Genomic DNA, 13,124 nt, shown 5'->3' with positions numbered 1-13,124 from the left:
CGGTCAAGAAATTGCAGGACATCGCCGATCGCTCTTAACGTGTTGGCTTCACCCAATCGATCACCAAGTTCTCGGGCTAATACTAAAGCCTGCTGATAAAACTCATCGGCTCGGTGATAGTCTGACAAACTCCGGTAGGCATCTCCCAGCTCTAACAAAATATTAAGACGATTTTGCGCCCGACCCGATTTAGAGTCTCGATCGGTTGCCTCATACTCCATCAACAATCGCTGCAAAAGATCGATTCGCTCTTGCTTAACTGGTTTAGCGTCACTGGAATAAAGCCGATCGGCTTGCAGCATTTGAGTCTGCACAGTATCTAACGTTTGTTGGACAGTGCGAAATGTAAACACACCCGATGACCAAGCCCAAAAGTCGTGAGCATACCTGGCAATGCGAGTCATGGCATAGTCAGGCAAGACAAGCACTATCGGGTGCGGTATCTGCTTTGCCAAAATATCTCGCACAAAGTTCAAATCTGCCAAAATCGGTGGATACTCGCCAACAACCCCAATCGCATTTTCCAACCCACATAAAACAAGTACCAGTTTTTTCTCTGGCTCTATTTGAATCGTGGATAAACTCTGCTTCAGTTCTTCTAACAAAAATCGCAGTTGTGGGTTCGTCAACCACAAAACTTCAAATTGAACAGCCTTACACTCTGGACGCTGACGCAAGGCTGCTAGCAACCATTCCACATCAGATGTAAAGTTCACTTCCGCGAAGCCAAGAGTAAACCCTTCCGAAATACCGACAAACGTCGCCAGCCCAATCAGCGAGTCCAGGTTTATCCCGGCAAATTGAACAATTTCAGATTCTGGTTGATTAGCGTTATTTAGACTGGGCATCTTTGACAGCTCGTTGAAAGATTTCACTTTGCCGAATGACGGGATGTGGATAAACCCAGCGACGATTGCCGTTGTACTCCAGTGCAGCTGTGCTAAACAATAGCTCTTGTCCGACTACATCATCTGTTGTTTCCTTGGTGATGGCGATCTGGGCAAGCTCTGGATAGTATTCGCGGCGAATGGCGCGCTCAAATCGAAATTGCAGCTGCTTGATTGCATAACGAGCGTTTTCTTCTTTGATCTTAGAGTAGCCTTTGCCGATCGCGTGGGTGCAGCTATCTCGCATCAGTTGCATTAGATGACGTAAATGCCCACCACTGATCTTTGCTAGTTCCAATAGCCACTCTCTTGATTCAAAAGTGGCATCAATATTGACTCGTTTTTCGATCAAACTTGCCATGGCTTGTAACCCATCTGGTTCATAATTCAGCTCTAGTGGCTCCCGTTCAAAGCGGTAAACATTCACCATCGGCACAATATGGGGGTTATTGAATGTACCGCCAACTCCTCTAGGGGAGTACAATGTGGCGATCGGGACTGTGTAAATGATCGTGCAGTTTAGCCCTTGCATCTGAGCTGCATACTCAAAAAACAGCTTTGTAGCAACGCTAGGTGGACATTTATCTAGCCCATCCAACACAAGTAAAAACCCTTTTTTATGCGGGTATTTGCCCAACAGTTTTTTGGCTGCATCACTCAACAGCAGATTGATATCTGTCTGCAAACGAGAAACATCTTTTTCTAACGTTTGACGAATCGTCGTCTTGCTATTAGAACCTCCTTTGATCTGTGCCATCGTCTTCACTAAAAACTTGGCTAGAAAAGGGGCTTCTGCGCCCAACGAAGCTTCTGCCTCAACATTGACTGATTTTTCAACACTTTCTTCAGTTTCTTGAGTGATTTCTTTAAACCAATCCTCAAAGCTTTTTTGCAACTCGGTATCAAACTTCAACTTTTCTAAACGCAGCGCATACTCCACTTGCTTAATAATCAGCAAATACAAATCCGTGTATTCAACATCGTTTACATCTATTTCTTCATCGGCTCGGATGTAAATCACCTGATACTCTTCTGATTGGATTCGTCCTATCCGTGCCAGTTCAGAACTTTTGCCACAACCCACATGCCCCGTAAATAGAATACAGGTAAATTCTTCTGGCTGTTGGGTCATCAAAATTGTGTTGACCCCAATGACAGCATCTTGGCGCGACTCCAAAGGCACATAGTATCGATCGATATCCTGCCCCTCTAACGGAAGCACATCGCAAACTCGATACGCCTCTCTTAGATTTGTAGCTAGTCGGTCTAGGGAAGCCATAGGTAATGTGCGGGTATAACTCGCTCATCATCTTATAGTAGAGACGCTAGCGAACATCTAGAATGCGATGCATTTTTATAAATTCACCAGCAATTCTCGTTTTGCAATTAACGTTGACATATCACTTACTCTCCTTTATCGATGCGCGACAGTAAGAGAGCGATCGCATTTCGAATCATTGAGACTATGGGCGATCAAGAGCGATCGCTATTTGCATTTTTGATCGCATCTGACCAGTCTTTTGCCAGCAAAATGAAATCAGATGGCATCATCATAATGGTGGTTGTATTATTTTCTGCACCAATTTCTGTTAGCATTTGCAGTCGCCGCAGTTCTAGTGCGGCTGGATTTTCCATAATTTTTTGTGATGCTTCTGCCAGTTTGATGGAGGCTTCCTGTTCGGCAGCAGCTTTGATCAAGCGGGCTCGTTTTTCCCGCAATGCTTCCGCTTCTTTTGCCATTGCCCGTTGCATGCCGAGCGGAATTTCCACATCCTTCATTTCGACCCGTTCTACAACAATGCCCCACGGTTCTGTAATCTCGTCCACAATATCTTGAACTTTGATATTGATCTTGTCGCGGTTTTGCAAGACATCATCTAGATTGTTTTGCCCGACCACATTACGGAGCGTCGTCAGGGCGATTTGATAGACTGCCATCTGATAGTTTTCGACCCGATTGATGGCTTTACCCGGATCAATAATGCGATAGTACAATACTGCATTGACTTTGATCGTGACACTATCGGCGGTGACTGTTTCTTGCGCCTGAATATCAACGGTTTTAGTGCGCACGTCAAGCTGGACTTTTTGATCGACCATGGGAATCGTCCAATATAAACCGGGTCCCATGACGTCCTTTAAGCGTCCCAATCGAAAGATGACGCCTCGCTGATATTCTCGATCTAGCTTCAGCCCCGAAGCGCCTAAGATCATAAGAAATCCTAGTAAGATCCCTAGAGTCGATCCCATCGTCATATCCTCCAAAATATTGGGATGCTTCTATTCTAGATAGACAGCAGAGATCGGGTTGAATATTTAATATGGCGCTTAATCAACGGTTTTCCGGGAAATCAACTAATCTGCTGGGGTGGCTGGTGCTACTGCTGGGAGGATTGCTCTTATGCAACTGGATTGTCTTCCTGCTGGCTGAGGGCATGTGGTTTCGAGCAGTCGGTTATGTGCAAGTCTTTACGGTTCGGCTGCGATCGCAAGGTGGTTTGGGGCTGTTTTCCTTTGCCCTCAGCCTGGGATTTTTGTGGTTGAATCTCAAACTTGCCCATCGTCAGGTTTGGCGATCTGACCTGAACGACCGGGAGGTTCATGGGTTAGCAGGACGCCTGGAGTTGAGGGGATTACTGCCCATCACTGGGTTACTCAGTCTGATGCTGGGTGTAATGCTGATTTATCACGGACAGATTGCCATCAGCCACTGGCATCCCAATTTTTCTCTCTACGACGTAGCAACGAAAGCCCCCATTAAATTTCATCCCAGCGTCTTCTGGCAACTTGGGCACCTGTTGATTGCCCAACCCTGGTATTTGGTGGGTTTAGTTGCGATCGCGATCGCCCTTCTGATCTATCCACAACTGCTATTACAGGCGATCGCACTGGTCATCAGCCTGGGGTTTGGCATAGTGATTTCCGAAAATTGGGCAAATGTTTTGCTCTACCTCCATCCCACGTCTTTTAAGCGGGTTGATCCGTTGTTTCATCACAACGTCAGTTTCTATGTTTTTCGCTTGCCCCTGCTGGAATTATTGGATTTCTGGTGGGCTGGTTTGTCGGCGGTTGCCTTTTTGTCCGTCAGTCTGACCTATTTACTATCGGGCAATAGCCTCAGTCAGGGTAAATTTCCTGGCTTTCATCCCAGACAACAACGCCATCTATATTTCTTGGGTGGATGTTTGATGTTGGCGATCGCGCTGAGTTATTGGATCGATCGCTATGAATTGTTGTATTCACCCTCAGGTGTCGCTTATGGAGCCAGTTATACCAACGTCACGGTTGAACTCCCGGTCGATACGGTTCTAAGTTTCGTGTCGTTTGGCTTGGGGTTGCTGTTCGTGCTGCGGTCGCTGGGGGGAGAACAGCATTGGGATAGGGTTAAGTCTGCCGGGTTAAGGTTGCAGGTCAGACAAACAGCTTCAGGAGTCAGGCTGCGACGGGAAACGTTGGGCGATCGCTCTGCCAAGCAGGGGCAGGGGGTAGGGGTGAGAAATTTTCCGACCCAGATATCTGGCCGTCTCTTACGCTTCCCTCTGTTGCTTGTTCTCACCGTTTATATTTCAACCGCTGCGATCGCCAGTTTTATCGTGCCGTTTGCGGTGCAGCAATTGATAGTGCAGCCCAATGAATTGCAATTAGAGTTGCCTTATCTCGAACATGCGATCGCTTTAACCCGTGAAGCATTTGGGTTAGATGAAATTGAAGAAGAAACCTTTGATCCGCAAGACAATTTGACCTACGCAGAGTTGCAAAAAAATGATCTGACCATCAAAAATATTCGGCTTTGGGATACACGACCCCTGCTAGAAACCAACCGTCAGCTTCAGCGGATTCGCCCATATTACGAATTTCCCGGAGCAGATATCGATCGCTATACCCTCAAAACAGATACAGGAGTAGCCGAACAACGTCAGGTACTGATTGCTGCCAGAGAGTTAGACTACAATTCTGTTCCGGCAGAGGCACAAACCTGGGTTAACCAACACTTGATTTATACCCACGGCTATGGTTTTACCCTCAGTCCGGTCAACACGGCTGCCTCCAGCGGTTTGCCCGACTACTTCATCCGGGGGATTGAAATGTCGGTTAGCGATCCCAACATTCGCAGTAGTATTCCCATTGGGCAACCCCGGATCTATTATGGCGAATTGACCAATACCCATATCATGACGCCGACGAGGGTCAAAGAACTCGACTATCCCAGTGGCAGTGATAACGTTTATAACACCTATGATGGGAGTGGAGGGGTAGCTATTGGGCACCTTTGGCAACGCCTGATCTTCGCTGCCCATCTAAAAGATTGGCGGATGCTGTTTACCGAAGACTTTATCCCAGAAACCCGCTTGCTATTTCGCCGCAACATCCTCAGCCGCGTTAGAGCGATCGCTCCTTTTCTGCGCTACGACAGCGATCCTTATCTGGTTGTTGCCAATTTAGCAGACCCAGGTTTTGGTGAAAGTACACCGGCTCGCGTTGCTACCGAAACCCCAGCCGTCGATGGTAGCCATTACCTATACTGGGTGATTGATGCTTATACCACGAGCGATCGCTATCCCTATTCCGACCCATTGCAAAACAACTTCAACTACATCCGCAATTCGGTCAAAATCGTCATTGATGCTTACAACGGTAGCGTCACTTTTTACATTGCCGACGACACCGATCCCATCATCAACACCTGGAGCCAAATTTTTCCGGGGATGTTGAAACCGTTGAGCGCTATGCCAAAGACATTGCAAAGCCACATTCGGTATCCCCAAGATTTCTTTCGGGTTCAGTCTGATCAATTTATGGTCTACCATATGACCGATCCGCAAGTTTTTTATAACCGCGAAGATCAATGGCGTGCGCCCAATGAAATTTATGCCGATGAATCACGATTGGTGTCTCCGTATTATCTGATCATGAAATTGCCATCGGGTGAAAAAGAAGAATTTATCTTGTTAAGACCGTTTACGCCCGATCAACGAACCAACCTGATTGCGTGGCTGGCTGCCCGCTCCGATCGCATAGATCCCACCTCTTCTCGATCCAAACAATCAGGCAAAATGTTGCTTTACCGTTTTCCCAAACAAGAATTGGTATTTGGACCGGAACAAGTAGAAGCCCGGATCAATCAAGATCCAGTCATCTCCCAACAAATTTCTCTCTGGAATCGACGCGGATCAAGTGCCGTACAAGGTAATTTATTGGTGATTCCGATTGATCAATCATTGCTGTATGTTGAACCGTTATATCTAGAAGCCACTATCAACCAACTACCCACCCTGGCACGAGTGATTACAGCAAATCGCGATCGCATTGTTATGGCAGAAACCCTTGATGAGTCTCTGCAAGCCTTGTTTCAAACCCAACCCAGCGACACACCTGCCATCATTCGTGATTTAGAAGCAGACGTGGGATTAGATGAATAACTGCTTGTCAACCCCGATCAACTAGAGGTTTCATAGCGATCGAAAGTTGGAACTTTTCTGGATTAAAACCGCTCTCCAAAATCTGGGTACGATACCTGCTACCGTTCCCAATCTCAAACGCTCACAGATAAGCTCTCGAAGATCGGTGTGCAACGGGATTATTAGACCGGATCTCACGGGATCGCATACGATGGTTGTATTCTCTTATGCTTGGGAGCTTAAACTATGTCTCTCACTGAATTAATTCCTCTGGTGAACAATCTGAGTCAGGCAGACAAGTTATTACTCTTCAAACTCCTAGCCACACAAATTCCTGACGCTGAACTACAAGTCATCTTTTCTGCCTCAGAGTATCCGATTTGGTCACCTTACGACGCAACGGAAGCTGCCAACATTTTGTTGCAGATGATTCAGGATGACCAAGAGGCATCTACTCATGCCTAATAAAGTCGAGTTTTCCTTTTCTGACGATGAAGCATTACCCACGATTCCCATCACTCTGAGTCATGCAGACTCTTCTGTTTCTGCGAATGCTCTGCTAGATAGTGGCTCTACGATCAATCTATTACCGTATGACATCGGATTGCAATTGGGTGCAATTTGGGAAGAGCAAACTGTCCGCTTGCCATTGGCTGGAAATCTTGCAAGGGTTGAAGCACGGGGTTTCTTTGCGCATGTTCAAATTGGGAATCTGGAACCCGTTCGTCTAGCATTTGCTTGGGCAAACGCTTCTCAAATACCCTTGATCCTTGGGCAAACAAACTTCTTTCGAGAATTTGATGTCTGTTTTCAGCGATCGCGACGCACAATCGAAATTACCCACTTCTAATGAATCTCGATAGCGATCGCCACAATCTCGCCATGATTGCTATTTCAACCTACGGGCGCACTTGAACCTCATAAATCTTTCTATACCGAGCAATTTCATCTTTGCTGTAGCGGGGTTGTCGAACTATCACAAGATAATCATTGTTCCACATCACCCTGGATAAATTCTTTGATACCGTCAACCACGACGTTCTGATGTCACGAGGTGCCCGAAACGTGAAAGATAAAACACCTTTGGCATTGTTATGGCAGAAACCCTCGACGAGTCTCTGAAAGCTTTGTTTCAAACCCAACCCAGCGACACACCTGCTATCATTCGCGATTTAGAAGTAGACGTAGGCTTGGACGAATAACTGTTCGTCAATCCCGATCAAGTAGAGGTTTCATAGCAATTGAAGGTTGGAACTTTTCTGGATCAAAACCACTCTCCAAAATCTGGATACTATACCCACTCACTTCCCGACTGAGCGACTGAAAGTAACTACCAAAAATTCTAATAGTCCGCTCCAGTCGGGTTTTTATCTGGCTCTCACTGCTCTATTTTTTCAGAAAACTTAACTGACTGCTTTTGAAACTCATCCCAGAATACAGAAGCATTCTCATCTGTAGCAATCATAAGCATCATTTTCATACAAAGCATCATTCCGGATTGAATTTCGTCATCGGCGACTTCTTGACCATCAAAATCCGGATTTGTTGGAATGTCTACTTCTTTAATCCACCATCGATCTATTTTCGTTAATAATTCATAGATGGATCCCAAAAGACTGATGTTTATTTCAGCATCGGCAGTCGCAATAAATTTAGGCAAATTATGCGCCAACTCATTGCGATGTTTGCGAATCTCATCAACTAGCGCAATGTCAGTATCATCGATAGCAGACATTTCTTTTAACCACAGAAGCGATGCTCGGAGCGGACTTTTATCTAGTGATAAAACCTTACACTTATATTTTTCGCTGATAAATCCTCCATGTTTGTTGAATTCATAAGTGAAAAAATCGCGAATACGATCAATAACTGAAGTCCGAAGCAGTTCATATGCAGTCAAGAAAATTGAAGCGGCAATTAAATTACCTCTCAAAGATTCAGGATTTAAAAACTTAGCCCAACTACGGTATACCTGGTCTTCTGGTGCGTTTATATTCAATAACCTTACTCGCTTGCTCACCACCCCTTTAGTAACTTCAATTTTACTTGGCTTCTAAGCAGAGGACTTGAAGCACAACTGCCCCATCCGAAGCCACAGCCGCATAACGGTTGCGGTCAGAGATTGCCAAAACCTTGAACTCATCGTAAGCGGATCCCTTCAGTCCCCTGCTCCGCAATTGTTCGCCGGCTATCTATGCAACTTGGGGCTTCTAGAAAGGTGATGTCAGAAAGTCTTTCTTTCTACGGCTACTCTAAATGGCTTTCAAAATTTAGTGCTATGATTTCCCTCTTTTTCTCTTTGTAGGATTGATTTCCACTAAACTCTTCAGTTTGGTCAACCTAGCTATACATTTTTTGTAGATACTGCTTCCTAGCTCTAACACCTTTACTTTTAATTGCTTCACTTTAAGAAAGTGCCTTAAGTAAAGTAGAAGCATGACAGCAACTACAGTGAGTAGACCATAGCGAAAAAAATCTTCCAAGAATCCATTGCTTAAAAGTTCTATAGAAATGCAGAGTAGCAGAATCCATGATACCAACATAACAAAGGGAAGAATTGAATAAATGTTCCTCCAATCTGTAAAACTGTACTTAGATTCCCCAGTTAGAGACGGGTAGTTTTCTTTATTCCCGGGATATTTTTCAAGTTGCTTTGACCACCATCCATTTATTTTATCCACATGATTGGTGGCAGACATAACAAGGAGCCACGAGATCCAACATACGGTAATTCCAATAAGCGGAATAAGAAATGAAAATGTTTCTGCAAGATGCGGATTTCCCAATTGAGTGGAAGCAGGACGGTTAAAAATGACAAAATATGCAGAAAATAAAAAAAAGCTTGAGGATATCATCCATGTCATTCGATGGTTGATTAAATTATCCTCGTGCTGAATTTTTTCTCTTGCAATTTTCCATGCTTGGTTAAGCAATTCGCGGTCCGATGGCTGATCAGACATACAGTTTGTTTCTTTACATGGTTGGGGGAGTATCGTGATACTCCAACTTTGGTTGCCGTAATTTCGGAAAACTATTGATTGAGTGTGTGAATTCTACTGGTGTATTTAAAACACCATCCCACGCATAACTTTGGAACACCTTAAGACCAAATACCCGTAAAGAAATTTAAGGCAAACTTTGCCGAGAGAAGAAGCCAGCTAACGGTGCTTGTCACTCGCCGTAGATAAAACCTCTCGCACCTACAGATAATCTCTCGGCGGTCGGTGTGCATGGTCATTGTTAGACTACGGTCGATCGCTTCAAGCATGAGCATGGTGCGTTCCCAGAAATCTATCAGTGGAGTAGCGAGAGTTGAATGGAGGAACGCACCCTACAAGATCGACGATCGCACTGCATTTTCCTCTTGTCAACTCACTCATAGAACGTAGAACAAAAAAGCAACTATGGCAACTAATGCCCATATCAACGTTACACCAATTGAAATCGTGACTATGGTTAAGAATACAGGATTAGCTAATAGCATCGCCCCAGCCGTTAAGGTCGCCAATCCCTCAAACTCACTAAGTATAGATTTCACATCACGTACACGACGGACAAGTGCGAAATAATTCCGAAGGCGTTTCCATAATGAAAGTCCATAACGAGCATTTTTTGTCGCTGAAATCACATCAGAAGCCTGCCACTCTTTCTCTCTAACAAGATTATCGACGCGCCAGTGTGCATCTTTGAGCTTATTCCTTATCCGCTCCTGCGCCTGATTTAATTCAGCCACTTTCCTTGAGCTTGTCTGAAAAAATGCAACAATTTGATCTGGTAGACCAACGATTTCCTTCAATGTCAGATATAGCTTTGCTAGTAGAAGAGATGGACAAGCTATAACCAAGAAGATGAAACTAGTTAATGAAGCATTACCCCTGAATGTTTGATATGAAATGAAAGCAAGCCAAGCTCCAGATGCAATGTTAATTAAAGCTAACAGCAGAATACTACCAACGGTTTGCTTTGCAATTTTAACTGGCACTTGAAGTGCTTCAAGAATCAGTTTGACAATCTCATTATTCTGAGAATTCTGCTCTTCTTGTTCACTCATTAGTGGTATGCCTCAAATGATCGGTAGAAATTATTATTTGCCTACCACTAAATAATATTATGGGAGAAGTCTTTACACTAATCTAGCGGGATGACTATTAATAGACAGAATTTTTCTGCCTAATATACTAAAACGGGCGATCAGGCGGAAAATTTCTGCCTAATATCCCTCATGAGAGAATTAGTCAGCATGGTTTAGTATAATCACCAACCAAGTAAATGCTGGGGAAAGCTTAGATTTTATTTAGACTTCAGCGATACATGGTCTGTATGCCATCTTCTCAACCTCATCTCCAAAAGTTGCTTGATCACATCTGAGGATGTGAAGACGACAATGATTGATACCCATGTGTTAAATCGGGGTGGGCATGGGGTACGCAGTCCATGGGACGGATGAAGAAAAGGGCGATTTTGACGGGCATGAGTTGTGAAGGCTATTGGCGCTTGTCAAAAATGCTAGCAACGCACACGGGAATGATCGACGGGTGGCTCGAGGTACAGGGATTGCATCTGTTCGTACTGTGTAGGTGAAGGTTCAAGGGTACGTCTAATTCACTAGCCTTGTTTGCTCGTCTTCATGAACCGCTTGTTGCGAACCCGCATGATGTGTGGTGTGGGATTGGTCGGCTTCGAGACTCAATAATCTACCTCAAGATGCCACTTAATTCCTTGCTTATCGGCTTCACTAAGCACTTGTTCAAACTTCTTCAAGTCAGCAATAACAGAACTTTTGTCGATACCAGAAACATCATTCGTTTCGAGATGCGAGAGTAGTGCGCCAACGGTTATAAGACCTTTACTTGCCTCAAACCACTCTTCATCCCAAGTGCTTTCAATTGTTTCTAATTCCTCTGGCAAATCTTCTGGATCTATACTAAAAAATTCCATTAATGGTTTGACTCTCAACTGAGTTGCTAAGTTGTCTAACATATCTAATGCTATGGACAGAGCTTTCCCGTCAACAGACGTGTCAAAGCCAATTTCTTTGTCTAATTTGATAAAGAGTGAAGCACTCATAACAGCTCCTTGTATTCCCGCACTGATACTTGTCACTCTATTGAACCGCACGGAACAGGCTAACTATAAATAGGCGAAATTTTGCTGCCTAAAATCCCAAAACGGGCGAGTCACTCCAGTTCGCTGATATGTATGAACCATCCTGATGTCTGGGATACCCGTCATTCTAAGGACAATTCCACCCGTTCCATAAGTTGAGGAATGTAGATATAGAAGCGTTCGTTGCGGAGCTGCATGGCATCGACGGTGCAACTACCACAATGCACCCCTGGCGGTGGCACAGCAACTGATTGTACTACTTCATCCGACACCCCAGCCCAGGGCAAATGCCCCTCTGGAGCCTGCAAAGAGTAGGTCAGCTCTGATTCATTCAACCAATCACTGCTGATGAAGTCAACTTCAGCACGAGGAGCCGTCAGATTCCAGCCGACGCGATCGCGAAAGGCATTGACAGCCGCATCCCGATTGTCAGGGTGATCGGCTAATGCGTCCTGCCAGAGGCGCAACTGCACACTGAGACCAAACCGTCCATTGCTGGCTGTTAGCCACATCTGGTCAATAGCACGAATTACCTGCGATCGCACTGATGCTGATTCAAACGGTGGCACTAAGACCGATTCTGGAGCAAGTAACCGTCGGGTTTCTCGATCGGCCGCCGCCCAGTCTCCCGCTTGAAGATGTTCTTGTAACACTGCCAACTGCTCGTCAATGGTTGCATTCAGATCTTCATCTTCCGTCTGGCAGGTGCCCGCCATTGAGCGCACATACTCACCAGGGCGCAAGTAGTGAATCGTCTGCATCTGCTGGGGCTGTCCGCTAGTAGGACGCAGACTAATGTAGAGTCCATGCACCGAAGCAGGTGCCCCGTACAGGCGATCGCCATGATTGGGTTGACCACGAAACGCTTCTTCAAACGGTAGTTGAGAATAGTCAGCATCGGGAGCCAATTGCTCATATTCACTCAACGCAGCGGCACTGAGCAAGGTTTGAACGCGACCAGTTTGATCGTGCCACTGTACCGTCAGGGTCAAGGCTGTTTCAACTGGGTTCTGAGGACTTTCTGTCTCCGGCAAGCTACCCGCCAATCGGTAGGTTAAACTCACTCCCTGACCCAGAGAAACCATTGTTTGACAGCTGATCTGATAAGATTCGGTCTGGGCATCCACGGGTGGCGTTATCGTTGTGGCTAGGGCTACTGCCAAGACACCGCTTAATGGCTTCAGGATTCGCATTTGAGACATGGGCAAGCACCTCCAAATCCACACATAACTTAAACGCGGGAAAAATTTAATTTCCGGATCGATTGCAACTGTGATGTCCTGTAACTGCTGTTCTATAAGGCTTTCCGCTTTGAAGTCATATCCTTTAAAATGAATATATGATTGTATTGCGATCGCTCAGTTGCATCCAGCAGAATACGAGCTTCTGTCAGTATGAATCACTTTCTCTTCGCCACTTTTTTCGTTGCGTAAATTGATACGAAATCTTGTTGTTTAGGATTCGTCTGAAAAGTAGATTTTTTATACGATTGTTCGTTACTGCTTAAATATAAAGCTGTTAATACTTCACTTAAAAAAAGCTTTGAGCATTTGGAACGAGAAAATGCGATCGCCCAGACGAGCAAACTAGATGAACTACCTTAATCAATAACTTGAGTAACTATAACGGTCACGCTCACGGAATGCAGATAAGCTTTGCAATATAACTCGTGGTTTAGAGCGTTCTGGTACAGCGCGGTCGGGCTACTGACTCTGCCTAGCCCACTATGTCT

General features: G+C 45.1%; 11 protein-coding genes. 3 read left to right on the top strand and 8 right to left on the bottom strand.

Going from position 1 to position 13,124, the window contains the following annotated elements:
- The 3 genes from ACR6Z4_RS09675 to ACR6Z4_RS09665 all read right to left on the bottom strand — a co-directional run.
- Positions 1–848 (bottom strand): tetratricopeptide repeat protein (locus ACR6Z4_RS09675; RefSeq protein ID WP_479717048.1); only part of this gene is annotated, 848 nt, incomplete at its 3' end.
- A complete protein-coding gene (locus ACR6Z4_RS09670; protein ID WP_479717047.1) occupies positions 832–2,166 on the bottom strand; it encodes a P-loop NTPase fold protein in 1,335 nt (444 codons plus the stop codon). The genes ACR6Z4_RS09675 and ACR6Z4_RS09670, both read right to left, overlap by 17 nt.
- Positions 2,167–2,360: 194 nt before the next feature.
- On the bottom strand, positions 2,361–3,137 hold the full coding sequence (locus ACR6Z4_RS09665) for a slipin family protein (protein ID WP_479717046.1): 777 nt from the start codon (positions 3,135–3,137) through the stop codon (positions 2,361–2,363).
- A 71-nt stretch (positions 3,138–3,208) separates the two neighbouring features.
- Here ACR6Z4_RS09665 and ACR6Z4_RS09660 point away from each other — a divergent pair, with 71 nt between their 5' ends.
- The 3 genes from ACR6Z4_RS09660 to ACR6Z4_RS09650 all read left to right on the top strand — a co-directional run bounded on the left by ACR6Z4_RS09660 (position 3,209) and on the right by ACR6Z4_RS09650 (position 7,136).
- On the top strand, positions 3,209–6,307 hold the full coding sequence (locus tag ACR6Z4_RS09660; protein ID WP_479717045.1) for a UPF0182 family protein: 3,099 nt from the start codon (positions 3,209–3,211) through the stop codon (positions 6,305–6,307).
- A gap of 225 nt (positions 6,308–6,532) precedes the next feature.
- Positions 6,533–6,751 carry a hypothetical protein gene (locus ACR6Z4_RS09655; RefSeq protein ID WP_479717044.1) on the top strand — a complete coding sequence of 73 codons (219 nt, stop codon included), beginning with the start codon at positions 6,533–6,535 and terminating at the stop codon, positions 6,749–6,751.
- Positions 6,744–7,136, top strand: a complete 393-nt coding sequence (locus ACR6Z4_RS09650; RefSeq protein WP_479717043.1) for an aspartyl protease family protein — start codon at positions 6,744–6,746, stop codon at positions 7,134–7,136. Before ACR6Z4_RS09655 ends, ACR6Z4_RS09650 begins: the two co-directional genes overlap by 8 nt.
- A 528-nt stretch (positions 7,137–7,664) precedes the next feature.
- Here ACR6Z4_RS09650 and ACR6Z4_RS09645 read toward each other — a convergent pair.
- The 5 genes from ACR6Z4_RS09645 to ACR6Z4_RS09625 all read right to left on the bottom strand — a co-directional run bounded on the left by ACR6Z4_RS09645 (position 7,665) and on the right by ACR6Z4_RS09625 (position 12,594).
- Positions 7,665–8,306: a hypothetical protein gene (locus ACR6Z4_RS09645; protein WP_479717042.1), complete on the bottom strand. Its 642-nt coding sequence runs from the start codon at positions 8,304–8,306 to the stop codon at positions 7,665–7,667.
- Between the two features lie 256 nt (positions 8,307–8,562).
- A complete protein-coding gene (locus tag ACR6Z4_RS09640; protein WP_479717041.1) occupies positions 8,563–9,246 on the bottom strand; it encodes a hypothetical protein in 684 nt (227 codons plus the stop codon).
- 416 nt (positions 9,247–9,662) lie between these two features.
- Complete coding sequence (locus ACR6Z4_RS09635) at positions 9,663–10,337, bottom strand: hypothetical protein (protein ID WP_479717040.1); 675 nt, start codon at positions 10,335–10,337, stop codon at positions 9,663–9,665.
- A 635-nt stretch (positions 10,338–10,972) separates the two neighbouring features.
- Positions 10,973–11,353 carry a hypothetical protein gene (locus ACR6Z4_RS09630; protein WP_479717039.1) on the bottom strand — a complete coding sequence of 127 codons (381 nt, stop codon included), beginning with the start codon at positions 11,351–11,353 and terminating at the stop codon, positions 10,973–10,975.
- Between the two features lie 161 nt (positions 11,354–11,514).
- A complete protein-coding gene (locus ACR6Z4_RS09625) occupies positions 11,515–12,594 on the bottom strand; it encodes a GUN4 domain-containing protein (protein ID WP_479717038.1) in 1,080 nt (359 codons plus the stop codon).
- Positions 12,595–13,124 lie beyond the last annotated feature (530 nt).

The sequence above is a fragment of the Calyptranema fuscum S582 genome (assembly GCF_055793305.1).
This window is presented reverse-complemented; position numbering and strand designations above follow the sequence as displayed.

What these genes read in the sequence shown, in the direction of transcription:
- ACR6Z4_RS09630 (WP_479717039.1), bottom strand. Translation starts at nt 11,353, where the DNA reads ATGAGTGCTTCACTCTTTATCAAATTAGACAAAGAAATTGGCTTTGAC.
- ACR6Z4_RS09660 (WP_479717045.1), top strand. Translation starts at nt 3,209, where the DNA reads ATGGCGCTTAATCAACGGTTTTCCGGGAAATCAACTAATCTGCTGGGG.
- ACR6Z4_RS09640 (WP_479717041.1), bottom strand. Translation starts at nt 9,246, where the DNA reads ATGTCTGATCAGCCATCGGACCGCGAATTGCTTAACCAAGCATGGAAA.
- ACR6Z4_RS09665 (WP_479717046.1), bottom strand. Translation starts at nt 3,137, where the DNA reads ATGGGATCGACTCTAGGGATCTTACTAGGATTTCTTATGATCTTAGGC.
- ACR6Z4_RS09670 (WP_479717047.1), bottom strand. Translation starts at nt 2,166, where the DNA reads ATGGCTTCCCTAGACCGACTAGCTACAAATCTAAGAGAGGCGTATCGA.
- ACR6Z4_RS09625 (WP_479717038.1), bottom strand. Translation starts at nt 12,594, where the DNA reads ATGTCTCAAATGCGAATCCTGAAGCCATTAAGCGGTGTCTTGGCAGTA.
- ACR6Z4_RS09650 (WP_479717043.1), top strand. Translation starts at nt 6,744, where the DNA reads ATGCCTAATAAAGTCGAGTTTTCCTTTTCTGACGATGAAGCATTACCC.
- ACR6Z4_RS09655 (WP_479717044.1), top strand. Translation starts at nt 6,533, where the DNA reads ATGTCTCTCACTGAATTAATTCCTCTGGTGAACAATCTGAGTCAGGCA.
- ACR6Z4_RS09635 (WP_479717040.1), bottom strand. Translation starts at nt 10,337, where the DNA reads ATGAGTGAACAAGAAGAGCAGAATTCTCAGAATAATGAGATTGTCAAA.